The sequence below is a fragment of the Kamptonema sp. PCC 6506 genome (genome assembly GCF_000180455.1).
GTDB lineage: Bacteria > Cyanobacteriota > Cyanobacteriia > Cyanobacteriales > Microcoleaceae > Kamptonema > Kamptonema formosum.
In genome coordinates this window covers 1-25,153 of sequence record NZ_CACA01000298.1, presented here as the reverse complement: position 1 = coordinate 25,153, position 25,153 = coordinate 1, and the positions used below count along the sequence as shown (strand labels likewise).

General features: G+C 44.1%; 24 protein-coding genes and 2 pseudogenes. 13 read left to right on the top strand and 13 right to left on the bottom strand.

Annotated features, from left to right (window positions below; translation table 11 throughout):
• Nucleotides 1–54: 54 nt before the first annotated feature.
• From dnaJ to rsgA, 3 genes and pseudogenes are all read left to right on the top strand, one after another.
• Nucleotides 55–1,182 (top strand): molecular chaperone DnaJ, encoded by a 1,128-nt coding sequence (dnaJ, locus tag OSCI_RS17485; RefSeq protein WP_007356387.1) that lies wholly within the window; start codon nt 55–57, stop codon nt 1,180–1,182.
• Nucleotides 1,179–1,454, top strand: a complete 276-nt coding sequence (locus OSCI_RS17480; protein ID WP_007356386.1) for a sulfurtransferase TusA family protein — start codon at nt 1,179–1,181, stop codon at nt 1,452–1,454. Before dnaJ ends, OSCI_RS17480 begins: the two co-directional genes overlap by 4 nt.
• Nucleotides 1,455–1,529: 75 nt before the next feature.
• Nucleotides 1,530–2,087: pseudogene (gene rsgA / locus OSCI_RS17475) on the top strand (GTPase RsgA); the annotation flags it as partial.
• A 212-nt stretch (nt 2,088–2,299) separates the two neighbouring features.
• Here rsgA and OSCI_RS17470 read toward each other — a convergent pair.
• From OSCI_RS17470 to OSCI_RS17455, 4 genes and pseudogenes are all read right to left on the bottom strand, one after another.
• Nucleotides 2,300–2,707 carry a hypothetical protein gene (locus OSCI_RS17470; protein WP_007356384.1) on the bottom strand — a complete coding sequence of 136 codons (408 nt, stop codon included), beginning with the start codon at nt 2,705–2,707 and terminating at the stop codon, nt 2,300–2,302.
• 6 nt (nt 2,708–2,713) lie between these two features.
• Nucleotides 2,714–3,703 carry a protein translocase subunit SecF gene (gene secF / locus OSCI_RS17465; protein ID WP_007356383.1) on the bottom strand — a complete coding sequence of 330 codons (990 nt, stop codon included), beginning with the start codon at nt 3,701–3,703 and terminating at the stop codon, nt 2,714–2,716.
• A 105-nt stretch (nt 3,704–3,808) separates the two neighbouring features.
• A complete protein-coding gene (secD, locus tag OSCI_RS17460; RefSeq protein WP_007356382.1) occupies nt 3,809–5,203 on the bottom strand; it encodes a protein translocase subunit SecD in 1,395 nt (464 codons plus the stop codon).
• 250 nt (nt 5,204–5,453) lie between these two features.
• A pseudogene (locus tag OSCI_RS17455) lies at nt 5,454–6,436 on the bottom strand (alpha-ketoacid dehydrogenase subunit beta).
• A gap of 319 nt (nt 6,437–6,755) precedes the next feature.
• Between OSCI_RS17455 and OSCI_RS17450 the strand changes: the two are divergent.
• Entirely contained in the window at nt 6,756–7,361 is a 606-nt protein-coding gene (locus tag OSCI_RS17450; protein ID WP_007356381.1) for a pentapeptide repeat-containing protein, read from the top strand.
• Nucleotides 7,362–7,628: 267 nt separating this feature from the next.
• Nucleotides 7,629–7,850, top strand: a complete 222-nt coding sequence (locus OSCI_RS31020) for a hypothetical protein (protein WP_173401167.1) — start codon at nt 7,629–7,631, stop codon at nt 7,848–7,850.
• On the opposite strand, the gene OSCI_RS17440 is transcribed toward OSCI_RS31020, so the two are convergent.
• Both OSCI_RS17440 and OSCI_RS17435 read right to left on the bottom strand, forming a co-directional pair.
• Nucleotides 7,851–8,873 carry a hypothetical protein gene (locus OSCI_RS17440; RefSeq protein WP_007356379.1) on the bottom strand — a complete coding sequence of 341 codons (1,023 nt, stop codon included), beginning with the start codon at nt 8,871–8,873 and terminating at the stop codon, nt 7,851–7,853. It lies immediately after the preceding gene.
• Between the two features lie 451 nt (nt 8,874–9,324).
• A complete protein-coding gene (locus tag OSCI_RS17435; RefSeq protein WP_007356377.1) occupies nt 9,325–9,648 on the bottom strand; it encodes a DUF1830 domain-containing protein in 324 nt (107 codons plus the stop codon).
• 324 nt (nt 9,649–9,972) lie between these two features.
• On the opposite strand from OSCI_RS17435, the gene OSCI_RS17430 reads away from it, so the two are divergent.
• The 3 genes from OSCI_RS17430 (at nt 9,973) to OSCI_RS17420 (ending at nt 12,657) form a co-directional block, all read left to right on the top strand.
• Nucleotides 9,973–11,148 (top strand): PAS domain S-box protein, encoded by a 1,176-nt coding sequence (locus OSCI_RS17430; RefSeq protein WP_007356376.1) that lies wholly within the window; start codon nt 9,973–9,975, stop codon nt 11,146–11,148.
• Between the two features lie 146 nt (nt 11,149–11,294).
• Complete coding sequence (locus tag OSCI_RS17425) at nt 11,295–11,537, top strand: ChaB family protein (RefSeq protein ID WP_007356375.1); 243 nt, start codon at nt 11,295–11,297, stop codon at nt 11,535–11,537.
• A 400-nt stretch (nt 11,538–11,937) separates the two neighbouring features.
• A complete protein-coding gene (locus OSCI_RS17420; RefSeq protein WP_007356374.1) occupies nt 11,938–12,657 on the top strand; it encodes a hypothetical protein in 720 nt (239 codons plus the stop codon).
• Nucleotides 12,658–12,768: 111 nt separating this feature from the next.
• On the opposite strand, the gene OSCI_RS17415 is transcribed toward OSCI_RS17420, so the two are convergent.
• On the bottom strand, nt 12,769–13,866 hold the full coding sequence (locus OSCI_RS17415) for an iron-containing redox enzyme family protein (protein ID WP_007356373.1): 1,098 nt from the start codon (nt 13,864–13,866) through the stop codon (nt 12,769–12,771).
• A 232-nt stretch (nt 13,867–14,098) separates the two neighbouring features.
• Complete coding sequence (locus OSCI_RS17410) at nt 14,099–15,880, bottom strand: AAA-like domain-containing protein (protein ID WP_019487049.1); 1,782 nt, start codon at nt 15,878–15,880, stop codon at nt 14,099–14,101.
• Nucleotides 15,881–16,046: 166 nt separating this feature from the next.
• Here OSCI_RS17410 and OSCI_RS17405 point away from each other — a divergent pair, with 166 nt between their 5' ends.
• Nucleotides 16,047–16,592, top strand: a complete 546-nt coding sequence (locus tag OSCI_RS17405; RefSeq protein ID WP_007356371.1) for an NfeD family protein — start codon at nt 16,047–16,049, stop codon at nt 16,590–16,592.
• A 60-nt stretch (nt 16,593–16,652) separates the two neighbouring features.
• A complete protein-coding gene (locus tag OSCI_RS17400; RefSeq protein ID WP_007356370.1) occupies nt 16,653–17,213 on the top strand; it encodes an SPFH domain-containing protein in 561 nt (186 codons plus the stop codon).
• Nucleotides 17,214–17,288: 75 nt separating this feature from the next.
• Here the strand turns inward: OSCI_RS17400 and OSCI_RS17395 are convergent, their stop codons facing one another.
• Together OSCI_RS17395 and OSCI_RS17390 are read right to left on the bottom strand one after the other, a co-directional pair.
• Entirely contained in the window at nt 17,289–17,576 is a 288-nt protein-coding gene (locus OSCI_RS17395; protein WP_007356369.1) for a hypothetical protein, read from the bottom strand.
• A gap of 13 nt (nt 17,577–17,589) precedes the next feature.
• Nucleotides 17,590–17,976 carry a DUF6883 domain-containing protein gene (locus OSCI_RS17390; protein ID WP_007356368.1) on the bottom strand — a complete coding sequence of 129 codons (387 nt, stop codon included), beginning with the start codon at nt 17,974–17,976 and terminating at the stop codon, nt 17,590–17,592.
• A 182-nt stretch (nt 17,977–18,158) separates the two neighbouring features.
• Here OSCI_RS17390 and OSCI_RS17385 point away from each other — a divergent pair, with 182 nt between their 5' ends.
• From OSCI_RS17385 to OSCI_RS17375, 3 genes are all read left to right on the top strand, one after another.
• Nucleotides 18,159–18,653: a type IV pilin-like G/H family protein gene (locus OSCI_RS17385; RefSeq protein ID WP_007356367.1), complete on the top strand. Its 495-nt coding sequence runs from the start codon at nt 18,159–18,161 to the stop codon at nt 18,651–18,653.
• Nucleotides 18,654–18,790: 137 nt separating this feature from the next.
• Nucleotides 18,791–20,206, top strand: coding sequence for a B12-binding domain-containing radical SAM protein (locus OSCI_RS17380; RefSeq protein ID WP_007356366.1), 1,416 nt, complete (start codon nt 18,791–18,793; stop codon nt 20,204–20,206).
• A gap of 96 nt (nt 20,207–20,302) precedes the next feature.
• A complete protein-coding gene (locus OSCI_RS17375) occupies nt 20,303–21,379 on the top strand; it encodes a potassium channel family protein (RefSeq protein WP_007356365.1) in 1,077 nt (358 codons plus the stop codon).
• A 297-nt stretch (nt 21,380–21,676) separates the two neighbouring features.
• On the opposite strand, the gene OSCI_RS17370 is transcribed toward OSCI_RS17375, so the two are convergent.
• The 3 genes from OSCI_RS17370 to murQ form a co-directional block, all read right to left on the bottom strand.
• Nucleotides 21,677–22,207 carry a hypothetical protein gene (locus tag OSCI_RS17370; RefSeq protein ID WP_007356364.1) on the bottom strand — a complete coding sequence of 177 codons (531 nt, stop codon included), beginning with the start codon at nt 22,205–22,207 and terminating at the stop codon, nt 21,677–21,679.
• A gap of 220 nt (nt 22,208–22,427) precedes the next feature.
• Nucleotides 22,428–23,813, bottom strand: coding sequence for a hypothetical protein (locus tag OSCI_RS17365; protein WP_234708768.1), 1,386 nt, complete (start codon nt 23,811–23,813; stop codon nt 22,428–22,430).
• Nucleotides 23,814–24,075: 262 nt separating this feature from the next.
• The gene (murQ, locus tag OSCI_RS17360; RefSeq protein ID WP_007356362.1) at nt 24,076–24,999 is read right to left on the bottom strand and encodes an N-acetylmuramic acid 6-phosphate etherase; all 924 of its coding nucleotides are present in this window, start codon (nt 24,997–24,999) and stop codon (nt 24,076–24,078) included.
• Between the last annotated feature and the right edge of the window lie 154 nt (nt 25,000–25,153).

The window sequence follows — 25,153 nt, the reverse complement described above, 5'->3', positions numbered from 1 at the left end:
CTCCCTCATGTTTTTTGCACAGTTTACTATTACTTACTCCAGGCAAGTAGCTATATGGCCGGCGACTACTATGAAATACTCGGTGTTTCTCGCGATGCAGATAAAGAAGAAATTAAGCGTGCCTACCGCCGCCTAGCTCGCAAGTATCACCCCGATGTCAACAACGAAGCAGGCGCAGAAGAGCGCTTCAAAGAGATCAACCGCGCCTACGAGGTTCTCTCAGAGCCAGAAACGCGGGAGCGCTACAATCGCTTTGGCGAAGCAGGCGTTTCCGGTGCTGGAGCAGGCGGCTTTAGTCAAGACTTCGGCGATAGCTTCGCTGATATTTTTGAGAGCTTCTTCAGCGGTTTTGCAGGCGGTGCTGCCACTCAACAAGGTCGTCGGCGTACAGGGCCCGTGCGTGGGGACGACTTACGGCTTGACTTGAAGCTAGAGTTTCAAGAAGCAGTGTTTGGTGGAGATAAAGAACTTCGGATTAAACATTTAGAAACCTGCGAAACTTGCAGCGGTACAGGGGCAAAACCAGGAACCAGACCTCAAACCTGTCAAACTTGCAGCGGTACGGGTCAAGTTCGCCGTGCTACCCGCACTCCCTTCGGTAGCTTTACTCAAGTTTCAGTGTGCCCCACTTGCAACGGTAGCGGGCAGGTAATTGAGGACAAGTGCGAAGTCTGCGGTGGCAGAGGTCAAAAGGAAGTTACAAAAAAACTGAAAATTACTGTTCCCCCAGGAGTTGACAACGGGACTCGCTTGCGGGTATCCAATGAAGGGGATGCTGGGAAAATGGGCGGCCCTCCAGGGGATTTGTACGTATTTTTGTCGGTGGATGAAGACCCAGTATTTAAGCGAGAGGGGATCAACATCCATTCGGAAGTTAAAATTAGTTATCTGCAAGCAATTTTGGGCTGTCGCTTGGAGGTAGATACCGTAGATGGGCCGACGGAGTTGTTGATTCCGACGGGAACTCAGCCGAATACAGTTTTGACTTTAGAGAAAAAAGGCGTTCCTCGGTTGGGAAACCCAGTTAGTCGCGGAGATCATTTGATTACAGTAGCGATTGATATTCCTACCCGTGTCACAACGGAGGAGCGGGATCTGTTGTTGCAATTGGCTAAACTGAAAGGCGATCGCACGGGAAAAGGCGGGATTGAAGGGTTTTTAGGGAATTTATTTCAAAAATGAGCGAAAGTGTAACTTCAAAGCCCAGAATCCAGATGGATCTACGGGGGACTCCCTGCCCAATTAATTTTGTGCGGACTAAACTCCGTTTGGAACAAATGTCCCCTGGGGAAGTTTTGGAAGTTTGGCTAGATCCCGGCGAACCGATTGAGCAAGTACCTGACAGTCTGACAATGGAAGGCTACCAGATTCTAGATACACAGTTTGTTGCTGCTCAGGAGCGAGACTATTTTGCTCTAAAGGTGCAGCGTCCTCTTGTGAAGGATGAAGGATGAAATTAGCAGTTAGAAGGATGAAATCACGATCGGTTTTAAACAGAGGGAAGAAGGAAGAGATCGCAAGGAAGAAGGATGAGTGTTAATTCGTCCTTACTTGTGGGTACTGTATTGGCTGTTCAAGCCAATTTTTACCAAGTACGGTTAGATCCGGGACTGGTAAACCCTGACAAGATAGGTGAAGTCTCAGGTTCTAGTGGTGAAGATTCAGGTGCAGAATCGAACCTAATGCCTAATGTCTCTCCCCTTCTACTCCTTTGTACCCGCAGATCGCGACTAAAAAAAATTGGTCAGCAGGTGATGGTGGGCGATCGCGTGGTAGTTGAAGAACCAGACTGGGCTGGGGGAAGAGGCGCGATCGCAGAAGTATTTCCTCGCCGAACCGAACTCAATCGCCCTCCTATTGCCAATGCCGATCAAATTCTCTTAGTTTTTGCCTTGGTAGAACCAGATTTAGAACCCATAGCATTAAGTCGGTTTTTAGTCAAGGCCGAATCTACAGGCTTAGCGGTTTCTTTGTCTTTGAATAAATGTGATTTAGTAACGCCACAACAGCAGGAACAATGGCGCGATCGCCTCTCCAATTGGGGCTACGAACCCGTATTTATCAGCGTCCACACAGGTGTAGGATTGGCACTGGAAGATGGGGAAGATGGAAGGAGGGGAGATGGGGAAGAAGGGTAAGAAGGGAATAGAATCAGCGAGTTTGGGGGAACTTAGAACGTATTAACTACCAAGAAATTTGCGATATCTTGCAAAAAATCCATCAACCTCATTAGTCCGCGCAGGCGGACTTTGTTTGTCTAGCCGCGATTTCAATCGCCGGGATATTTTTCTTTTTTCCTTCATTCTCTACATACCCACCGCCATAGAGGATGACTTGGCCCTTGTTGGCGAATACGGCGAACTTGTTGTTCTAAACGCAATTGTTCTTTCCGAGGCAATCCGAGCAAAATATTACGACTTTGCCAAACGAGTACAGCCAAAGTCATACCCATACACAAACCCAAACCAATAGCAGGCAAGCGGTTATAAATCAAACCATAGCGCACAGCGGCCCAAGTGAAATTTTCTAGCCACAAAGATATTTCACCGCGCAACGCCCACAAACTTAAAATGCCTACGCTCAGCCACAGCAACACAACAACTAACCAACGGCCATAAACAGTTAATTGATGAAGCCTTTGCAATTCAGCTTGAAAAATGGGGTCATTATCAAGCGAAGAGGAAGAAGATAAAGGAGGAGTTTTCACTTTTTCCTATTTTTCAATATCATCTTGAGGATTGGGGCCATCAACAGGAACGAGGACAGATTTACCTGTACGTTCGCGCCACCAAGCCAGCAGCGTACTAGCAACAAAAATACTTGAATAAGCACCCGCAATAAACCCAACAATCAGCGCCAGCGCGAAATATTTTAGCGTTTCTCCCCCAAACAAGAAGATAGCAAATAACGTCAGCAGCGTCGTCATAGTCGTATTGATCGATCGTCCCAAAGTTTGATTAACAGCATCATCCACAACTTGATTAATTGGTTCGTTTGGATTTAGCTTAATTACTTCTCGCACTCGGTCATAAATCACCACCGTATCGTTAACAGAAAAACCGATAATTGTCAAGAGAGCAACCACAAATAAACTATCAACTTCTACACCCTGAACTAAACCTAAAATAGAGAAAATGCCAAGGGTAATTAATACATCGTGGAACAAGGCAACAAAAGCAAAAAAGGCATAGTCCAACTGGAAGCGCAACGTCAGATAACCTGTTATACCTGCAAAAGAGAGCATTAAAGCCAGCAATCCAGAGGTAAAAAGTTGTCTCCCTAGCGTCGGGCCTACTGTATCAATCTTAGTAGATTTAGGGTCAAAAGCGCCTAATTTTTCGCTTAAAGCTGTTTGTAACTTAGTGCGTTGTTCTACATCTAAAGTTTTTGTACGGATCGAGATACCCTGTTTGCTTTTATTATTTGCATCTGTAACAAGTTGGATGCTGCTATTAGCTAAACCTTGGCTGTCGAGAATTTGTCTAACAGCCGCAATGTCAATTGGTTTACTACAATTTGCTGGTTGAGTACAGTCAAGTTCAAACTGTAATTTAGTACCACCAATAAAGTCTAAACTTGGTCGTAAAGGAGCACCGATATTTGGATTAGTCCAAGAAATCACCATCGACACTAAACCCGCTAAGATAATAGCGCAAGAAACCGCCCACCAAATCGACCGATATTTAATAACGCTGAATTTCATAAATCTGATAATTGGTAATTGGTAATTGGTAATTGGTAATTGGTAATTGTTAACGGTTAACGGTTAACTGTTAACGGTTAACGGTTAACTGTTAACGGTTAACAATTAAGATATTGCCTTTGGTAAATTAGGACAAAACCATTGAGGTTTCCGTAACTCAGGAAAACTTAATACTACTAACAGCAAAGTACGGCTACAAGTAATCGCTGTAAACATACTCATTGCTACACCTAATGCCAAAGTTAGCGCAAAACCTTTGACTAAACCCGAACCCAGCCAGAAAAGGGCAGCACAGGCAATCACAGTTGTTACATTGCCATCTAAAATACTAGAAAAAGCCCGATAAAAACCAGATTCTACAGAGCGATACAAAGTTTTACCAGCCCGCAATTCTTCCCGCGTGCGCTCAAAAATTAGCACGTTAGCATCAACAGCCATGCCAATACTGAGGATAAAACCAGCAATTCCTGGTAGCGTTAAAGTCACACCTAAAAGCACAAAACAAGCCCAAGTTAGCAGCGAATAAATTAAGAGCGATACATCTGCAATTACTCCTGGCAGTCGATAGTAAGCGATCATAAATATCAATACTAATGTTAAACCACCAAGACCTGCATAAATACTGCTTTGAATGCTATCGCGACCTAAAGTAGCGCCAACAGTGCGGTTCTCAATAATTTCTACTGGAACTGGTAAAGCACCGCCGCGTAATTGTACTGCTAAATCGTTAGCTTCTTGAACTGTAAAGCTGCCTGTAATTTCTACATTGCCACCGGTGATGCCACTCTCTGCAAATTGAACTCCCACAGTAGGAGAACTAAGCAGGTTTTCGTCTAAATAAATACCAAGAGTTCGTCCCGTACCCGCCAGATTTTTAGTCATTTGAGCAAATAGTTCTCCACCGGGTGGATCGAAGCGGAGAACTACTTTCCAATTGTTACCGCCCTGTGTCGGTTCAGCTTGGGCATCTTTGAGGTTTTTCCCATTGAGTCCAGTAACTTTATAGAGTTGGGCAATTGCCTCATTACTCCTCTTCAAAGCTGCCTGATTTTCTTCGATTGCAGCTTGATTCCCACTATTTTTTAACTCTACCTGCTTCGCTAACAATTCTGCCTGCACTTGCCTCTCAATTCCTAACTGTGCTTCAGTTCCAGGCAACTGTTCCCGAAAATCTAACTGTGCAGTCCCGCCCAAAACCCGCTCAGCTTGTTGGGGGTCGCTGACTCCTGGTAGCTGTACGAGAATTTGGTCTTCTCCTACTGTTTGTACAACGGCTTCGGATACCCCTAAACCATTAACGCGATTTTCGACAATCCGCTGCACATCCTCTAACATTTGCTGCTCAATTTTAGGGATTTCCGGGGTCGTTTTCACCTGAATTGTAAGTTGCGACCCTCCTTGTAAATCTAATCCAAGCCTTGGCGGAACTTTTACCACTACAGTAATTGCTGCCAGAACTAAAACTAAGATTAGAGCTAATAATGAACGCTGTTTTTGCATAACGTAACCCGGATCAACAAATGATTATTATATCGTTATTTTGTGATTGTCTTAGGGCATTGCTAATTGCTAATTGCTAATTGCTAATTGCTAATTGCTAATTGCTAATTGCTAATTGCTAATTGCTAATTGCTAATCGCTAATTGCTAATTGCTAATTGCTAATCGCTAATTGCCGAGCTTTTACAGTTAACAGTTAACCGTTAACCGTTAACCGTTAACCGTTAACAATTAACAATGCCTTTTGAACCTTAAACTCGCAGAGCGACCATTTTTTGGACTGCCTCGACAATTTGGGGCGGCTGGACGATCGTTAGTCTTTCCAATGTACCATTGTAAGGTGTGGGAATATCTTGGGAAGACAGGCGTAATACAGGAGCATCCAGTTCATCAAATAGGCGATCGCTAATCGAAGCAATTAATTCCGCACCTATCCCACCAGTTTTCATGCACTCCTCAACAATAATTACCTTGTGAGTTTTGCGAACTGAAGCCCCGATAGTTTCCATATCCAGGGGTTTAAGGGAAATTAAATCGATCACTTCTGGATCGTAACCTTCTTTGACCAGTGTCGGCACTGCTTGCATGACGTGATGCCGCATCCGCGAATAAGTCAGGATAGTAACATCCTTGCCAGTTCGCACAATTTCTGCTTTATCTAGCGGGACTAGGTATTCTTCCTCTGGCAAGTCTTCTTTCAAGTTGTAGAGGAGAACGTGCTCGAAGAAGAGTACGGGGTTATCGTCGCGGATAGCAGACTTTAGCAACCCTTTAGCATTATAAGCCGTAGAGGCGGCGACGATTTTTAGACCTGGTACTGCTTGGAAATAAGCTTCTAAACGCTGGGAGTGCTCAGCGCCGAGTTGCCTTCCCACCCCCCTGGCCCGCGAATTACCATCGGCATTTTAAAGTTACCGCCGGAAGTATAGCGTAGCATTCCGGCATTATTGGCAATTTGGTTAAAGGCTAGCAGCAAAAAGCCCATGTTCATGCCTTCGATGATTGGTCGCAGTCCCGTCATTGCCGCGCCTACAGCCATGCCTGTAAAGCTATTTTCAGCGATGGGGGTATCGAGTACCCTCAGATCGCCATATTTTTTGTAGAGGTCTTTGGTCACTTTGTAGGAACCGCCATAGTGTCCTACGTCTTCGCCGAGTACGAATACGGCGGAGTCGCGGGCCATTTCTTCGTCAATGGCGGCGCGGAGGGCATTGAAGAATAAGGTTTCTGCCATCGGACTGTGTGATTGAGGTGGGTCAGACTAGCATATTACCTTTTTGGGGTGTAGTTAAGGTATGCGATCGCACCATTAACTAGGGGCTAGGGGCTAGGGGCTAGGGACTAGGGGAAGAAGGGAATATAATCAAGGGGTTCAGCAATACTGCTAATGGCTAATGGCTAATTGCTAATTGCTAATTGCTAATTGCTAATTGCTAATTGCTAATTGCTAATCGAAAATTTCTCCCCTGCTCCTCTGCTCCCCCGCTCCTCTGCTCCTCTGCTCCTCTGCTCCCCCGCTCCCCCATCTTCCCCATCCTCTTTCTGCGATCGCTATGACTCAAGCCCGCAATCTCAATTTTTCTAATCAAGACTTGCGAAACCGCTCTTTTAAAGGTCTCGATCTCGCGGGTGCAGATTTTAGCGGTTCCGACATTCGCGGCTGTAATTTCACGGAGGCGATTTTAAGGGGAGCCAATTTTCAGGCGGCCAGGTGTGGAGAAAGCCGCAGGCGAGTAGGTACTCTGATTGCTCGTGCTGGTGGTGTGGCGATCGCAGTTACAATTGCAGGTGCTTTTGTGGGATTTGTGGCGGGTGCTGAAGCGGGATCTGCTGCTCTTACTGCTACAGGGGCGGTTGCGATCGCGATTACTAAAGTTGAAGCAGGGATTGTGGCGGGTGCGATCGCTGGTGCTGCGGCTGTTATCGGTTGTAACGGTATTATCGCATTTTTGGGCGGAGATAGTCTCAAGGGAATCTTATTATTTTTAGCATCTGGAATAATTTTGGGGTTAGCTACGATCGTGTTTTTTCAGACCGTCGCTGAAGTTGAAAGTTTGAGCAAAACCTCTTTTAAAGGAGCCGATCTAACTAATGCTAATTTTGATGAGGCGATGATTGAAGATACTGATTTTTCGGTGGCAATAGGTTGGCGGCTATAGTTATTGATTTCTAACCCATTTCTTTTCGACTAATCCCTACAAAAGCGAACTCTCTCCCTATAATATTTGCACTGCTGAGCATCGATCGCGGCCACTCATCAAAAACTAAAAAATTACTCAAATTGCTGGGTAACTTATGGAAACTCAAACGCGATGCCTCTTCTCTTAGTAAAATCCATAAATCTTACCTACCGTACAAACAAAAATCGTTCGCAGTTCCCGCTCATCAAAAAATGATGAACCAGGAACCGCGAACACTGTAATTCAATGCCCCTAAAAGATGGGTTGGCAATATTAGCACGGGAATTAATTTGTACCAATCCGGGAGTGCTGAGCAAGGAAGCAAAACCAGCAATTCCTACAAAGCTAGCTAACTTTTTCAACAAATTTGTGCGGTGTAGTACATTTATCGTCTTCTCAAGCTTTAAATTTTCCACAAAATTGCGATCGCAGTCTTTCTCGCTCGCACTAAGTACACTCTGCCGATAATTAGCGCTGAATCACAGTGTGACGAGATTTGCGAAACAGATTAACCAAACCAAATAAACCTAATACACCCACCCATCCCAAATTATTATGGCGATCGCGCGTTAAACTCCGATCGGCTGTAGCGCCGTAGGGTGTTGCAGTAGTGTTGGTAGTCGTGCCACCAGTTGTACTCGTGCCACCAGTCGTACCGCCACTGGGGGTTGTAGTAGTGGTAGTGGTACTCTCAGTCGTGGTAGTGCCGGAAGTAGTACCCCCAGTTTTTACTGCTGTGCCGCTAGTCGTGCCACCTGTCGCTGCACCCCTAGCGCCGCCAGTTGTACCTGTGCCTGTGCCTGTAGTACCCGTACCTGTACCCAAACCAGAGCTACCGCCAGTAGTACCCGTGCCTGTGCCGGTGCCATTAGTACCCGTACCCGTACCCGTACCTAAACCAGAGCTGCCGCCAGTAGTACCTGTACCCGTGCCATTAGTACCCGTGCCTGTGCCTGTGCCTAAACCAGAGCTACCGCCAGTAGTACCTGTACCCGTGCCATTAGTACCCGTACCTGTGCCAGTAGTACCCGTGCCTGTGCCAGTAGTACCCGTGCCTGTGCCATTAGTACCCGTGCCTGTGCCAGTAGTGCCTGTGCCAGTAGTGCCTGTGCCAGTAGTACCTGTACCAGTGGTGCCTGTACCAGTGGTGCCTGTACCAGTGGTGCCTGTACCAGTGGTGCCTGTACCAGTAGTGCCTGTACCAGTGGTGTCCGTGCCTGTACCAGTAGTGCCGGGATTGGTGGTAGTGCCAGTACCTCCACCTGTGCCGTTGCCAGTGGTTCCTGTACCGCCAGTTGCGCCTGTACCTGTACCTGTACCGCCAGTTGCGCCTGTACCTGTACCTGTGCCGCCAGTTGCGCCTGTACCTGTACCTGTGCCGCCAGCTCCAGATTGGGCAGAAGCAGGCAGAGCGAAGGATACGCTTGCTAAACTCAGAGTGCAAGCACCAGCCAAAACAAATTTGTACAAACTAAAAGATTTCATGGTCATGGTTGCTTTGCTTTTGTAAAGTCCTGCGATCGCTTTTATCTTCAAAAACCACAGAGTCAACTTAATAGTCTTAGCCTATGACTTACGCTCTAGGTTCGCCAATCATCTTGAGGAGTATTTTAATAAAATAGGTCTTGCATAATGTTGAGTCTTCTATTCATTTTGTCGTGAAATTACGCGAATGCCAGTTAACTCGCGCCTGCTCTTAAACTCTTAAGTTAAGTTTTCACTATTTTATTCCGCAAAAGCTTAAAATCCAGTTATATCTTCAGCGAATAATATAAAACAATTAGATCCCCTTATCTCATCTCTTAAGATTAGCTTATTCCTTCTCAAGATAGAGGTAAAGTCAAAGATATAAGTTTAATTTGATGATAATATTCTCATTCTCTTGCCACTGACCGTGATGGTTAAAAGTTAAATTCAACAGTTCATAGCTGCCCTTATCTCGCTATGAACTGGGAACTTTTTCTATTCGATTGGAGGGCATATTTTCTAGGCAAACATTTAATCCTTCATCAACCTGAATGGCAGCACACTGAATTTTTTGGGTGATAGTTGTAGCAGTGAGGTTGGCAGTAGAAATTTCGATGAAAGCCTCTGGCAAGGCTTCAAACAAAAGCCGCTGTCCGGGGAAAACAACGCGCTCTAAGCTTGGTTCTGCCATATCCGCCATCCTAATAATTTGAATAAACCTAGTTCCATTAGTGTAAAAGCATAGAATTTTAGTGGCGGAATTTTCCAAACTTAAGGCTTCTATTTTTTGCGACATCATAGCAATTTACCTGTTGTATGCTCAAACAAAAAATTAATTAAAAAACACAGGGATATTCGATATCTTCGCGATGCTCATCAGAGCGGCTGCATTTTTGCTTTTGTCATTAGTATTTAGGAGGAAATAGGTGGGAGATAATAACCAGCAAAATCATATCAATATTAGTGAAAAACTAATATCTGTCAAAAGGAATGACCAAATATGAAAGATGTGTGTATTTGTGGCTACAGACTATTGTTTCTATCAATTTTTCAATTAGCTACGAGTTCACAACTATAAATTTTGTAGTTTTAGATTATTAACATGCAGGGTATGAGGAGTGACATGAATTTAGATTTATTTGTCCGGCAGATAGAGACAATGTACGGACGTTTGAGTGAGCTCTATCAAGGTGCTTCCGCACCTTCTGTGCAGATGCCACAAATGCTGCCTGGAGTTTTCAAAGAACTAGGTACGGCCTCGGAAAAATTGCAACTGGCAGCAGTAGAATTACTCCAGCAGAATGAGGAACTAATAGACTCAAAGACGCTACTGGAAGCAGAACGCCAGCGCTACCTAGATCTGTTCGAGTTTGCTCCCGACGCTTACTTAGTGACTGATACAGAAGGGATAATCCAGGAAGCTAACCGCGCGGCGACTGTGCTGTTAAATATTCCCCAGCACTACCTAATCGGGAAACCCCTGGCGGTTTTCGTCCCGGAAGCGGAGCGCCTTCACTTTCGTCGGGAGCTAAATTTGCTCAAAGGGCGCGATCGCGTGTTGGAGTGGGGCATCCGCCTGCAACCCCGCAACGGCGAAGTTTTTGATGCTGCTCTCACCCTGGGATCGGTTCGTAACTGCGAAGGCCAAGTGGTGGGTCTGCGTGTCTGCGTGCGCGACATCACTGAGCGTAAGCGGGCGGAAGCTGCTTTAGAAAATAATGATTACGATCCCATAGACGATCGCCCCGTGCATACTTATGCTAGAGGCGAGATGATTCCGCTGATTCCCCAAACCATTTGGCTAGTCTGTGAGGGATTGGTGAAATTAAGTACCCTTGCTGACAATGGGGAAGAGGTGATTGTGGGATTTGCTGGCCATTCCACGCCCTTTGGCTCTAGCATGACATCGCTACAAGTATATCAAGCGACCGCGCTTTCAGAGGTGCAATTAGTGTGTATTGCGATCGCTGAGCTGGGGATATCGCCCCGGCTAGCGGAGACACTTTTACCTAAAATTAACCAGCGGTTGCGGCAAACAGAAATTCTCTTAGCAATTGCTGGACAGCGGCGCGTTAAAGATCGTTTATCTCGCTTGCTGTTGCTGTTGAAACAGGAAATCGGTCAACTAGAGGCGGGGGAAACTCGCCTGAGCGTGCGACTGACTCATGAGGAACTGGCGGCGGCTTGTTGCACTACGAGGGTGACGATTACGCGAGAACTTAATAAGTTATTGCAGGAAGGGAAGATTGCTTTAGATAGCGATCGCCACATTATTCTTAAAAATGGAGCTTTCTCGTAAATTTGTATTGGTCTTTACTTAAGACTTTACTAGGAAATCAACTCTGAGAAATAGGGTGCGATCCCCAAGAATATTCATTCAGAAAGAGGAAGGTTATACCGCAGGCTTTTAAGCTATTTTATAGCTTGAATAATAGGAGACTTTATATGCCAGAACAACAACTCGATTCTTTACCTTCAGAAGCTAGAGAATTACCCCAAGGAGCTCAGCAAATTTTTCAGGCTGCTTTTAAGAGTGCTAGTGAAGATGGGATGAGCGAAGAAGCTGCAACTCGCGTGGCTTGGAACAGTGTAAATAGCGAATACATTAAAGGTGATGATGGCAGTTGGCAGCACAAGCCAGATGAACCCAACCAGACTCGTAAATCGGTACAGTCTGGCGGTAACTAATTAAATAGGGGCTAGGGGCTAGGGGCTAGGGACTAGGGGAAGAAAGGGAAGAAGGGGAAGAAGGGGAAGCGGGGAAGGAAGGGAATAGAATCAGGGAGTTTGGTGGGACTCAGAACGTTTTAACTACTAAGAAGGTTGCTATACAGCACTTTCCAGGTAAGTGAAGTATATAGAAACCGGGTTTCTTATGCAAAAACCGATTTCTGGCAGGAATCAGAGAAGAAACCTGGTTTCTGGGGTGTACTTCATAAACCTGGAAAGTGCTGTATGTAGCTAGTGGGGAAGTTAGGGATATCCTCAATGATCTTCCAACAAAATGAAGAAATAACTCTCACGATAGAGGAATTACTGGTTTTATAACTGTTAATTTAGTTACAGTTAATTAAGGTACTAAGGTTATATGCTCAGTTCATCTCAAGCTTTAAAACGAGTTTTTTACTGCCCAGAAGAATCGAATTTTTATTCACAATGTTTAGAAAGCTTAGTATTTAATGATTATCCTGAGAATGATGAGGTTGTGGTTGAATTTGGAGCGGGAGATGGTAGTCCAGTTATTAAGTCTTTATTGACAACGAGCTTTGAGGGGACAATACATGGATTTGAATTGAATTATCTAGCGGCGAATATTGCTCGCGCCCAAATTCAAGAATATGAACTCAGCGATAAGTATATCATCCACAATTCTAGTTTTTTTACTTCGGATCTACCTAAAGGCGGTTATTTAATCTCAAACCCGCCTTATCTTCCGGCTGAAGATGATAAGATTTATCAACCTCTACTACATGGAGGTAGAGATGGCTCTAGAATTGCGAGGCAGCTTTTATCTCTAGGCTATGAAAATGTGTTGTTGATGGTTTCTAGCTACTCTCATCCAGTGGGGTTGATTGAGTATGCTTTAGAGGAAGGCTACAATGTTGCTAATTTTATGGTTTCACCGATGAGTTTTGGCTATTACAGTTCGGAATTGAAGGTGAGAAATACGATCGCTGCTTTGCGAGAGAAGGAAATGGCTTTTTATTCTCCTAACATCTATCTACTGGCGGGTGTTTTGTTTAGGAAGCAGCATAAATTCGGTACTGATTTGTCGAAGGAGTTAATTCAGTTGATGACTTGTCTCTAAGTGTTTGCTGAATTAAAGGAGCAATTGAATCAGTGAAGACGTGAAGACTTGTGCGGGTTGAGAGAAAGAGGGTAATTATGCCGATTTGGTGTAATTACCCTCTAAAAATTATTAACGCTCGGCTTGCTGGATCGATCGCACTACGGCTGCACCTGCGCGATCGCCCTGAAGTTTTTCTTGGTCGTATCCAAGCACGAGTTCCCAAGCGTCTTGGGGGTATTTTTCGGCTAGCGGTAAAGCGACATCATCTAACATCCAGCGACCGTGACGTTCATCTTCTCTGATGTGTAGTTCCCAGTAACCCATTGCGCCGTCTGAGAGTTGCAAACGCTGGGCGGCGGCGAGATAATTTCTGTAGGCGGCGGGCCCGGCTACCTCGAAGTAGGTAAGACCGCCGCTGTAGCGCAGGAAGTAGCGCTTGCGTTCTGTGAGTAGGAAGTTGTGGTTGATGCTGGCGAGGACTTCCCAGGGTACTAGGTCAAAATAGGCTTCTGGTTCTGTGTGCATCCCCAATTCGGAGAGCATTTGGGCGAAGTAGGTGGAGTGTTTGCGAGGGAAGCGGCCGCCGCCATATTCTTCGATGAGTACGCGGGTGAGGGTTGATTGGACTTCGTTACCTGCGCCGCCGAGGATGCGGGAGAGGCGGCTGGCTTCTACTAGGCCGTCGAAGGAGGCGATCGCGAGTAGGTGGCGATATCCAGCTTCGCTCATTTGTTCGCGTAGGTAGCGATCGCTTGCCGATAAGGGTGGGTTGACATCAGCGGCGCAGCGATCGCTGAGTGCTTGCTTGATATCGGGCAATGCTTGCAGTGCAGGTACGGCAATTTGGGCGAGTTCCCATTCTTGCCAAGGTGATTCGATGCGATCGCGCACTTGCCTTAAGTAGTGCGATCGCTCGTTGGTGTAGTGGCGCAAGTCGTCGTACCAAAAAAATTTAAGTCTGTTGATGCGGTAAAGCGATCGCATCAGGAAGCGGTGAGCGCGATCGTCGCCGGATGGTTGTTTGTAAGCAGCTTGGATTGCCTGCGCGATCGCGCTTTCAAAGTTGCTAGCTAGTGAAGGTTGCGCTATTACTTTCTCATCTAGATCCTCTGTATCGAGCAAGTTGACGAATTGCTGCTCAGCTTCTTCATAATTTACAGCTTGAATGGGTGTTTTTGAGAGAGTCTGGGAGTCAGCTTTTCGGAATATATCTATGGTAGTGTGCATGGAGTCAATTCACTCTAATTGTACTTTTAGCCAACTTAGCAACCGTTGCAGTTTGCTAAGAATTTGGCTGCTTATCTTAAAGATAGCTAGTCAGCAAAAAAAGAACACCTTTCAATTGATAGATATTTTTATGACCCAATAATGACGGAGCGGATACTTACTCTAACGGGACTTACGCACCCAACCAAAGAAACCTGTTGTTTTCTCGAACTCACCTCGATTACGATCGTTTTTAAGTTAAGCGATCGCGAAAATATTCTTGATATAACTTACACCTGGGACTACAATCATTACCATCAATTTTTACCAATCCCATACTATTTAATTTAAAAGCTAAATCTGAGCGCAATCGTACTGCACTAGCAGCCGTTACAACGGCTCTCATTCCCTCCAACAATTCCGAATATTTATTTAAATTCCACAAATGCCGCCGCAGATGATCGCTATAAATTCCCGACTCGCTTGGGGCATCTTTCACCAACTTCTCTAAAGTCACATCTTGACGGGCAATATAATACATTGCTAGACGCAATAAATAAGGATGACCTCCTACTAAACTCATCAATTTTTCAACTTCAAATTTATTCCAATCTAAACCATGCCTCCTCGTCAATTCTTGCACTTGCTGCGAATCAAACTCTGGCAATTCAATCGGCAAACCGACATTAAATGGAGATTTATTCACATCTAAAGGAATGTAAACTTCCGTTGAATGCACTACTACCAACCGAAAATTTTTCCAGATATCGCGCCGCTTTGCTTCTTCGTGTAAAGCTCGCAGTAATCCAAAGAAATCATCAGCAATTTCGGGAAATTCAAAAACGCGATCGACTTCATCTAAACCTAAAGTTAGAGGTGTTGATGTTTCTGCAAGTAAACACTGTTCAAAGTAGGCTTTGCAGCACTGGTTGCTACCAATAATATCTGCTAATTGCCAGTGCTTAACTAACCGATCTAGCAGACCTAACTCTTGACTAAGACAACCACAAAACCATTGCAAAAATGTATTTGAATTTGCGAAAATTCTCTTATTAGCTAACTGAAAACTTAGAGAAAACGTCCGAGAACCTTCTTGCTCCGCTTGATATAAAATCCTTGACATTAAAGAAGTTTTACCCATTTGTCTAGGTGCTTTGATGCGGATTAATGCTCCTGGCTGGCTAATAGTTTCATAACAGCGCAATTCAATCGGATAACGATCGATATAAAAGCTAGAATTTAGTGCTACCTGTCCTGCTGGTAATTCTGGTATTAATATTGATAATGGTTGCAAGCAAGGTAATTTTTTATTAGGCGTAACGGCTAAGTTAGGCTTTGCTAAAAAACTCCTATTTACGGCTAATTCATGGTCAGCACTTAGAGAAGTTCGACCCTGTGCGATCGCGATCGCTATTTCCGAGGCTAACTTTGAGCTATCGTCCGCGCAGCGCCACTTCCAAGGCTGAATCCCTTCTAAATAACTTAACAAATCCAGCGATCGCCCATTGGGGTAAAAGTCAACACAAATCGGTAAAATTGCTGGTTTTTGGGGAGTTAAATGATGCAATTCCAGAACTAGCTGTACCTGTGCTAACATCATTTCACCGATCGCAGATTCTTCCGAAAGCAGCAACAGCAAGTAATCAGAAAGCTTTAAATAGGACTCTAGATCGGCGTTTTTGCTAGTTAAAAACACTTCATGACCCGCTGCGATCAATGCTGATTGCAACTGCTGAGCAAGGCTGTTGTTGTCCGCAGAATGCGCGATCGCAACTTTTGCCTTTTTTCGCCGCGTCTCCTCTGGCTGAGAATTATCCTCTAAATCAGCAATATTGCGCCATTCCTGCGCCAAAACCCGGCAAATTTCCGCAAAATTGGCATAATCTACAGGTTTACCATTCAAAAAATTACTGACAGTAGACTGGGCTATCCCTAAGTCCTCAGCAAGAATTTTCTGGCTAGGAAAGCCATTTCTGAGAAGGGCAGATTTAACTGCGGAAATGCACTGTTGTCGCACCCTTAGCGATCGTGGCATTGGTTATTTACGGTCAAGACACTGCAACCATCTTAAATATCAATTATCCCTAAAGTCGATGAAAAGTCAATGAATTCTCAAACAACTCAGTCACGAACTCAGCTATCAGACGGATTTGATAGGAAATAACAGAGAAAGTTGAGCAGTTAATAGGAGGTGAAGCATTGTGTACTCTACTTTAATCTGGTCGCTAGCAGCAGCAACTAATCAACCAGTATTCACAATCACGCCGCCCATCTTGTGGTTACTTATCGGAGTGACACTGGCTCTAATTGAGCTATTGATCGTCAAAACACAGCCACAAAAACACAGGTTTTATGTGCTAATGATGGGATCTTCCGCTCTAATTGAAGCCTTTATTTTATGGAGAGGATCGATAGCATTTCAGTTTAGTTGGGTGGACGTAATGTATGAAGATTTTGACTGGCAGATTATGTATTGGATGGGCATAGCTCTTCCCCTAACTGTCTGGGTTAGACCAGTCTTTATTATTCGCAAAAAATTTGTCATTCCCGAAGCAACCGAAGCCACAACAATCTCAGAAATTTTGGCAGGAGAAACCGGAATGGTGATTTATGAAGGTGCTTCTTGGAAAGCCCGGAATGAAGATTCTCAAGGAACAATTGCACCCCGCCAAAAAGTTTATGTTTTGCGACGGGAAGGTAACACGCTGATTGTTGTACCAGAAAAATTCATTCACATCAGCAATTAACAGTTTACAGAAAACTCAATTCATTTCACGTCTACCTTACAATTTACCAGGAGATTCATCATGTATCAGTATTTTTTGATGGTGTTATTTGCTATCACCGGTGTATCCTTAACTAGCAGTGTCAAGATTGTCCGCCAAGGTGATGAAGCTTTAGTTGAAATTTTTGGAAAATATGATGGTAAGAAACTCGATCCAGGTTTGACATTTTTGATTCCCTTTATTGAGCAAGTCGCTTATAAAGAAACCCTTCGCGAACAAATTTTAAACCTACAACCGCAACAATGCACGACCAAAGATCGAGTTTCCGTCACTGTTGAATTTATTGTCTATTGGCGAATAATTGACTTAGAAAAAGCTTCCTATAAGGTGCAAAATCTTAAAGAAGCAATGCTAAATATGTTGATTCTTTCAATTCGGACGCACATTGCGAAATTAGCTGTGGAGGAACTTTACACGGCTCGTAATGAGATCAATAATGCTTTAGTGGAAGAGTTAGATACAACAACTGACCCTTGGGGCGTTAAGTTTACGAGAGTGGAATTACGCGATTTTTACATAGGCAGTAAGGCGATTCAGGCGACATCCCTTGAGCGCAAAGAGGTACAAAAGGCGCGAGTTTAGGGATTAGTTGAAGTTAAGGCGATCGTGTTATTAGGAAAGATGCGATCGCTTTAATTCTAAACTTGTCCACAGTATTTACACTTTCAATCTGGTCGGAATTAACGATAATATTTTCATTCGCGCCTCTACTTCTGCGGGCAGGTGAATAATTACCTCAAATTGTTCAGGCTCAAGAATAATATTTATGTAGGCAAAACCTCCTACAAACTTTTCATTAGGAATGGCAAGGTCTACCGCGTAAACTTCTGGATCTTCATAACATTCGACTATGCCCCCTACCGTTCCTTTTGGAATGAGAAAGTCAGAAGATTCATCAGGAATTTCAATTAATGTTTGAATTTGGTCATAGATTTTTGCTTTCATTGTTTTACTCCTATTAAATGTAAACTTCAACCCAATTTGTGATTAGCTTTGGGATATCTCTACCACGATCTATTTGCCAGCTAGTAAAAAGGTTTCCTTCTACTTTATTTGGCCCTTGAATCCTCACTCGTACCTCAAACCGAATACCGTGCGGACTCATTCGAGTCTGAGTCGCTGGTGCGGATTCAAGACCAATACGCAATTGGTTAATTACATCTTCTGCTGCCACCTTACGGCTTTGTGGATTTTCTACATTATATCCAAGCAAGACAAAACCTCTCCATTTGCCTTGATTGGAGGGGTGATCCGGCTTCATTGAGTATTCTTCAAACTTACGAGGGTCAATTTCAGCTTCTTTGGCATTAGGTAATGGATCGCTTGGGTTCCAATTTTGATACATATATTACATATATCTCATCGTAGCTGATTTTACTACAAGATATGGATCTGGTGTAGAAAAGCGATCGCATATTCATCATAGCGAGATCATCTTGCATATCCCCTTAGCTTTCAGAAATAGAACTCTGTAGCAAACACTATTCAATTAAATTAATCAAATCATCAATTTAAGGAGATAAAACTATGACTAGAAACTCAGAATCAACTAATGCAGGGTGCGGATGCTTTTTACTTTTAATGTTGATTGGGGCAATTGGCGCGATCGCTTACCCATTATTTTTTGCTTGTCGTTCTAACAAAAGTCCCTCCTCGGAAGCAAAACAGTATGTTGGCTCAATGAACCGAGCGCAGCAAGCACATTTTGCAGAAAAAAGTGCTTTTGCCTCTTCTGTTGATGCTTTAGGACTTGGCATTAAAACGGAGACCACAAATTACAAGTATTCAGTTCGTGCAACTAAGAAGGCTGCTTTTAATTATGGAATCTCCAAAAAACGGGAGCTTAAGAATTATATTGGGGGTGCTTTTTTAATATCAACCAAGCCCTATCAGGAGAATGTAATAACAACAATATCCATCCTGTGTAGCACTGACAAGCCCGGTATAATTACACCCCTACCTCCCAGACTTGAAAATGGTAAATTAGTTTGCGGAACTGGAACAACATCCATGACAAAATAAAGTTTTATTTAATCCTAAAATCGCTATCTTAAATAATTGTTAAAATCCCCTGCGATTCCTGCGTTTCCTCTAACCATCAGCTATCATTAGCTAAAGCCACAACTTAATTCAATTATCGTCATCAAAGGAGCTAACAAATGAAAGTGAAAATGATTTTGCCAGCCCTCACTGAAGCCCTCAGCCCCCACTGGCGACCAATTAAATATTCCCTATTTCCACCCTTGGGATTAGCCACAATTGCCAGCTTTTTCAGTGAAGATGACAAAATCGAACTCCAAGACGAGCACGTTGAACCTTTAAACCTAGATGACGAACCAGACTTAGTAGTAATTCAAGTCTACATTACCTCTGCTTACCGCGCCTACGAATTAGCCGATTACTATCGCCAAAAAGGTGCTTATATCGCCCTCGGCGGCCTCCATGTCACCTCCCTCCCAGAAGAAGCCGCCGCCCATGCTGACACCATATTTCTCGGCCCTGGCAAAGATACTTGGCCGCAGTTTCTTAAAGATTGGCATTTAGGCAAACCAGAAAAAGTTTATGCCTCTAGAAATCGCACTTTAATTGGAGTCCCCCCAATCCGCCGCGATTTAATCAAAAGGCAACTATATTTAGTCCCCAATTCCATCGTTGTATCGCGTGGTTGTCCCCATCACTGCGATTTTTGCTACAAAGAATCCTTCTTCAAAGGTGGCAAATCTTTCTACACTCAAACAGTGGATCATGCCTTAGCTGAAATTGAAAGATTGCCAGGAAAACACCTATTTTTTCTTGACGATCACTTGTTTGGAGATGTCCGTTTTGCCAGTGCCTTATTCGATGGTTTAAAAGGGATGGGGCGAGTGTGGCAAGCTGCGGGAACAGTCCATGCAATTTTGCAGCCAGACTTGTTAGAGAAAGCTGTAGAAAGTGGCTTGCGAAGTTTATTTGTCGGTTTTGAAACTCTTAATTCTGTCAATCTAAGAGAACAGCACAAATATCATAACTTAAATCGGGATTATAGTGCTGCAATCCGGCGTTTACATGATATGGGTGTGATGATTAATGGCAGTTTTGTTTTCGGCATGGACGAAGATGATGAAACTGTGTTTGATACTACTGTAGAATGGGCGGTAAATAATGGGATAGAAACTGCCACATTTCACATTTTAACGCCATACCCCGGTACAGACTTATATCAGCGAATGGATGCTGAAAAGCGGATCGATCATCACAATTGGGATTTGTACGATACTCGCAATGTTGTATTTAAACCTAAGAAAATGACCCCAGAAGTTTTAGAATCTGGTTACTGGCGGGCCTATCGAGATTTCTATCGGTGGAGTTCGATTTTTCAAGGAGTTGCCACTAAAAATACTTGGAATCATCGAATGCGGCATTTACTTTATGCAGGCGGTTGGAAAAAATTTGAGCCTCTGTGGGATTTAATTATTCGGGCGGAACAAATAGCCAAAATACAGCCGATGTTGGAAACTATTCTCAGCGGATTTAAGAAAAATCCAAGTTTGGAAAGCCAAACTGCTCAAAAATCAATTCCTGAGTTAGTTCATTAACTGCTATAAAAAAGGGGGGATATCAAAAGCCCCCTTGTGCTTTTTAAGAGTTGGGGGATATCTTCTGCGTAAATCCTAAAATAATCAACTAAATCGGTGTACTCCACGCTAGAGCAAAAATACCAACGTCTGCAAAAAGAATTAGTTGGCGGTGCGATCGCCCTTGGCGGCATTTTCTGCATCGGCACGCTTTGGTATAGCCTGATTGAAGGGTGGCCGCCCCTCGATGCCGCTTACATGACAGTATTTACTCTAGCCACCGTAGGTTATGGCGAAATTCACCCCCTTGGTTCGCGCGGGCGGATGTTCACCATCTACCTAATTTTAATGGGTGTTGTCACCATCGGTTACATCGTCAACCGCTTTACAGAAGCCCTAATTCAAGGTTACTTTCAAGAAGGAGCTAGGCTGAGGCAACAACGGCGCTTGGTAGATTCATTAGTTGGACATTACATTCTCTGCGGTTTTGGGCGCATGGGCCGCCAAATTGCCTTAGAGTTCAAAGCAGAAGGCATCCCTTTTGTCGTCGTAGACTCTGACCCAAATTCCATCCAAGATGCCCTCTTGTCAGGCTATAAAGCGATTCAAGGGGACGCGACTCTTGACGATACCCTGTTAAATGTAGGAATTAAACGGGGAGTTTGTATCGTATCGGCATTACCCTCGGATGCCGAAAATCTTTATGCAGTTTTATCCGCAAAAACCCTCAACCCGAATGTACGCGCGATCGCGCGGGCGACAACAGAAGAAGCAGTGCAAAAGTTACAGCGGGGTGGTGCAGATGCCGTGATTTCACCTTACATCACGGGCGGCAAAAGGATGGCCGCTGCTGCTTTACGCCCTCAAGTAATGGACTTTGTGGATGGAATTTTGACGGGAACCGATCGCTCTTTTTACATGGAAGAATTTCTGGTCGATCCCGACAGTTGCCCCTATTCGGGGCAAACCCTCAGAGATGCTAAACTGCGATCGCAATCAGGAGCATTAGTATTAGCAATTCGCCGCGATGACGGCACATTAATCGCAGGCCCCACCGCCGACACCACCATTGCAGGTGGAGATATGCTGATTTGCATGGGAACTGCTGAACAATTGCGGGAACTTAATAAAATTCTTAGTCCCCTTAAATCCCCTTTTCCCAGACCTCCTAAACAAACACCTCTTGGAGGGTAATTGGTAATTGCTAATTGGTAATTGGTAATTGGTAATTGCTAATTGGTAATTGCTAATTGCTAATTGCTACTTGCTACTTGCTAATGGTATAAAGAAACCGGGTTTCTAGGAAATATTAACATTCTCAACTAGAGATATACAAAGAAACCCAGGTATAAAGAAACCGGGTTTCTATGAGAAATTAACGTTATTCACTAACTAGGTATCTACAAAGAAACCCGGTTTCTGTTCGTGTTTCTGGCCTTGACGTGCGTAATTCCAACTAATAACCAACAACCAACAACTAACAATCAACAATTAACAACTAACAACTAAATCTGTAACTTGGCGAGAAGAAGTAGACCAACTCATCAAAAAAATCGTCATTTGTGGGCCGCTTAGCATTTTTTCATTAGCAACAATAGACTGAAACTTTTCAGAACTCAATCCCCAAACCTTACATTCAAAACTAGCATTAACTCGCTTACCTCCTTGGCGAATCGCCGCCCATTTGCAGTCAGGCATAATGTTCTCTAAAAATGCTTCCGCTTCCTGCTTTGAAGCAAATCCGAAATAATCTACCCAGCGCACTCCATCGGCGGCCAGTGAGAAAATCCGACTGCTAATTCTTAGTGGCAACCAATTTGCCGTTTGAGGACAAGCTGATAACATTTGCTTCCAAGCATCGATTACCAGACACAGTTCGCTCTTATTTAACGCTTTCCATTTCTTCGGCGTTCCTAGAATTTTGGCAATCACAGGTTCGCAAAAAACCTCTGCTTTCTGGGATTTTTGGATCTGAGCCATTGTCTTAAGTAATTGCTCTTTTGTTGTTGGCGTTTTAGACATAGTTCTTACCGCCTTTGCCTGCTTTATAGAACCATTATAACTCTTATTGATTTATTCGTCAAGTCACTGCTCAAAGGAACTTTTTAATATACCCTGGCGATTGGAAATCGCGGCTATACAAACCAAGTCCGCCTACGCGGACTCAAGAGGTATTGATTCGTGATTTCTTGATTAAGTAGTAATATCTATGATAGCAATCAATTAAGTAAAGCTTTAAAGTCTAGTCAAAAGAAGGATCTGTATACCATTTCTTCATGTTTTCGTACCATTGCAATGCTTGCTTGTATTCCTCAACTAACTCAAGGGAAGCTCCTTCTTTTTGGTAATCTAAGCACGAATCATTGGGCTGAAATTCACAACTAACGTAATAGCCTCTCGGTAAAGTCTTCCAATATGTTGCTTCCCAAGGTTCTAGGACATTCCAATTTTCTGTTCCTGGGATATGTTCATACATGAAAATCAAATGCTCTAAAGCCAGCAATTGCTCTATGATTTCTCGCTGAGTACCGAAAAATCCTTCTTCATAAGGAAACTGCCCAAGAAAATTTACAATGGAAAATTTATTCCAATCAGGATGAGCCATTGCTTCCCATCTAGCACCACCTTGAGGAGTTAAATAGTAGGAAGCTAGAAGTCTCCCATCTAAGTGATCTTGAATCCCGGCCATTGTTAAGATAACATCTGAATTTCCATCAGTGTGATACTCGTCATATTCATCAGCAAATACCGTTGCTTTAATGTCCCCTCTCTGAAACAAGGAATCCGCTGCAAGGGCTGTTTCAGCATGAGATAAGTCCTTTGAGGACGCAACATTTCTTAGTCCGTAGTAGTTGAATATTACAGCAAACTCAAGAATCAAGTATTCGACTTTTGGATTCGGAGTTTCTGCTAATGTTGCGTAAGAGTTTAGCTCTTCATCTCCAAACAATTTTGATGGGTTTGTATCTAATTCTGGCTCTGTATACCAATCCAACATTTCCGGGTTCCACCGCTTCGCTTGTCGATCTTGTTCGATACATTCTTGAGGTGTGTTTGAGTCGATGCAACTTTCAAAATTTTGATACTTATAAGTAACTTTATAAGCTTTGGGTAAAGTTTTCCAGTACGTTGGTTTCCAAAATTCTATATCTTCCCAAACTTCTGTACCGTCAATGATAGTGCAGTTGAACAAATGTTCTGTTATGCTCAGGCATTCTTCTATTAACTCCTTATTTTGTGAAATTATTGCTGATTCTAAGAACTCGTCCATATCGTCAACAGGATTTGAATAACCTTTCAAATATTTATTCCAATCAGCATGACATACAGTTTCCCACAAGGCTCCCCCTTGAGGAGTTAAGTAGTAATAAGCGTTGAGTTTTCCGTCCAAGTGTGCCTGAATCTGAGACCGGTTTAAAGTAATATCTTTAATAGTTCTTTCATCTGTCTCTGGAAATATAGCTTCATCTGGAAATATAGCCTTGATGTAACCTTTCTGAAATAAGTGAGTAGCTGCTACAGCCACCTCAAATTGAGAGAGTCTAAAGTCCGATGCTATATTTCTGAGGGTTTCATTATGTTTTATAACCGAAGAAAGAATCAGATACTCTATTCTATGGATAGTCATATTGATAAAGTAGTAAGGCGATCGCTGCGGCTTGACGATATTTCTCTTACTCCCATCAGACGATCGCAGCGCCCAGCCTACAAGAATTTGTCCTAACGGTTAAGAGTTAACCGTTATGGCAACCGCCAAGGCATTTAAGACACTCTAAGCTCCTGAAACTCCCTACATTCTATTCCCTTCTTTCCCTAGTCTCTAGCCATTTTTTTCCCTTTTTCCCCAGCCCCTCTTTTCCCCTTCTTCCCTAGCCCCTAGCCCCTAGCCCCTAGCCCCTAGTTAGAACAATTCCCGCAACAGCCGCCCGTAAATTACCCTGATATTCTGCCAAAACCCGATCGCACTCTTCCTTGTCCAAACCAGTCCAGTGCATCATCAAAGCCAACTTCACAGACTTATTGCTTTTCTCCAATAAAAAACCAGCCTCATCCCGGCTCAAATCCGTCAAATCTTGCAAAATCCGCACAGCGCGATCGCGCAACTTCTTATTAGTCACCGCCACATCAACCATGCGATTTCCGTACACCTTCCCCAACTTCACCATCACCCCAGTCGAAAGAATATTCAGTGCCATTTTCGTCACAGTACCCGCCTTCAGCCGCGTCGAACCCGCCACTACCTCCGGGCCCACCAACAGGCGAATATCAACATCAGCCTCAGCATCCACTTGTTCAGCAGGCACGCAAGCCATAAAAATAGTCTTAGCCCCGCGTTGGCGGGCGGCTTGTAAAGCACCTGTCACAAACGGCGTTGTCCCCCCAGCGGTAATTCCCACAACCACATCCAAAGCAGTAACATGACGGTGAGCGATCGCCTCCGCCCCGTCATGGGCCCGATCCTCCAAATCCTCCGAGCTCCGCACCAAAGCCCCCGCACCCCCTGCAATAATCCCCTGTACCAACTCCGGCGGCGTACAAAAAGTGGGGGGACATTCAGCCGCATCCAAAACCCCCAAACGCCCAGAAGTTCCCGCACCCACATAAAACAGTCGCCCCCCTTGACGCAAAGCCGCAGAGGTGATATCAATTGCTATTGCCAAAGGTTGACGAGCAGATGCGATCGCCGCCAAAGTTTGAGCATCCTCACGATTAAACAGATCGACCAACTCCAGAGAGGTCAATTGGTCTAAATTTTCACTATTGGCATTCACCTGTTCCGTCAACAAATGCCCACGTTCATCCAAATTTTTCATCTTTCAATTAACCTCATGTTTCATTTCTGATTGTGGGCAAGTGTTTGGAAGCAGACGGGTAGCGGGGAAGAGAGGGGCTAGGGCTAGGGGCTAGGGGCTAGGGGCTAGGGGCTAGGGGCTAGGGAAAGAAGGAGAACAAGGGAATAATTTACTG